Annotated in this window: 2 protein-coding genes; both read right to left on the bottom strand. The window is 64.1% G+C overall.

Annotated features, from left to right (window positions below; genetic code table 11):
• A partial coding sequence (locus tag OXU43_06700) for a MotA/TolQ/ExbB proton channel family protein (protein MDD9824842.1) occupies positions 1 to 547 on the bottom strand: 547 nt, incomplete at its 3' end.
• Positions 548 to 694: 147 nt separating this feature from the next.
• Positions 695 to 1,439 (bottom strand): TonB-dependent receptor (locus tag OXU43_06695; protein ID MDD9824841.1); only part of this gene is annotated, 745 nt, incomplete at its 5' end.

Below are 1,439 nucleotides of genomic sequence, written 5' to 3'. Positions count from 1 at the left end.
ACCGATGCTCCAGTTCCTGCCCAAGCGCCAGCGCCTTGGTCTGAAAGATGCAATGGGCAACGAAGCTAATCATGGCGATGGCCAGGCCGAACGCCGTCGTGATCAGAGCCTTTGCCAGGCCGCCGCTGGCGACGGTCGGATCCAGCAGTTGCGCGCTGCCCAATAGTTGGAAGGATTCGACGATTCCCAGTACGGTTCCGAAACTGCCCAGCAGCGGCGTCAACGTGACCAAAGCGCGGATGATTCCCACCCCGCGCTCCACAGCCTGCATCTCCGTATGCGCGTAGCCCCGCATATGCACCCCGGCCTCCGTGGGGGGATGGCGGCTGCCATCCATCAACACCCGTGCCACGATGTCCGGCGAGGGGGGGCATCCCGGTTCCCGCGGGGTTGGCTCTTGCAACAGCCGGGCAACCAGGTCGGGCCGCCGGCCGCGCTGCACCCGCGCCCATACCAGCGTCTGCCGGAGGATCGCGGCCAAAGCCAATACGGAACAAAGCGACAGGGGGTACATCACCGGTCCGCCGGCGAGAAAGATCTCGATCATGCGGGCCTCACCGGCAACTGGAGCAGGCGGCAAGCGGTCGGGGGCGGCGCTGTCGGCAGGCGAGCCTTGCGCCTTGCGCCAGCGCCTGCAGACGCTTGCGGTTGCGCCCCGCGCCCTGGCGCAGGCAGGGATGCGCGGCGCCTGGCTTTACCGGCCGACAGTCTTGCGCAACCCGAAAAAGACTGCCCGCGGCACCTGGGGATAGCCGGCAAGGGTTTCATAGTCGTCGTCGGTGATATTGTCTATATCCATGTATGCCGTGATGCCATAGCCTACGTCGTAGCCGACATGCAGATCCGCGACGTAGTAGCTGTCCAGCTTGTTGGTCTCGTCGTTGCCTCCGTAAAGATCGCCGGCGTAGCGGGAGGTCAGGTTGATGCGCAACTTGCCGTATTGGAAGTCGGCGCCGATATCGAAAGCGCTCTGCGGTATGTTGGCGGTGTCCCCTCTCAAATCCATGACAGTGCCGGCAAATAGCAGCCGCAGGTGTCTGTGAACCCGTATGGCCAGTAGAGACTCCAAGCCGCGGTGGGTAAATTCGCCGGTATTCTGTCTTTGCCTGTTGGCGCCGGAGGGTAGAATCAGGTTGTCGCCGCTCATCCACCAGAATGCGGCGTCGAATTCCGCGCGTTCCCCGAATCGCTTGTTAATCCCCGTCTCCAGGTTCCAGAAGCTTTCCGGGTTCAGCCGTTCGTTCGGGGGGGTGGCGCCGATAGGCTGCACCTCGGTTACCCGGGGCACCCGAAATCCCCTGCCGGCGCGGGCGCGCAGGGCCAGATCCGGATATAAATTGTGCACGGCCCCGATCTCGGGAGCGACATCCAGGCCGAACTGCGAGCCGAAGCTCAGCCGCAGGCCGGCGTCCACCGTGCTTTTCTCGTCCACTGCGGCC

This window comes from Gammaproteobacteria bacterium (genome assembly GCA_028817255.1).
Classification (GTDB): domain Bacteria; phylum Pseudomonadota; class Gammaproteobacteria; order Porifericomitales; family Porifericomitaceae; genus Porifericomes; species Porifericomes azotivorans.
This window is presented reverse-complemented; position numbering and strand designations above follow the sequence as displayed.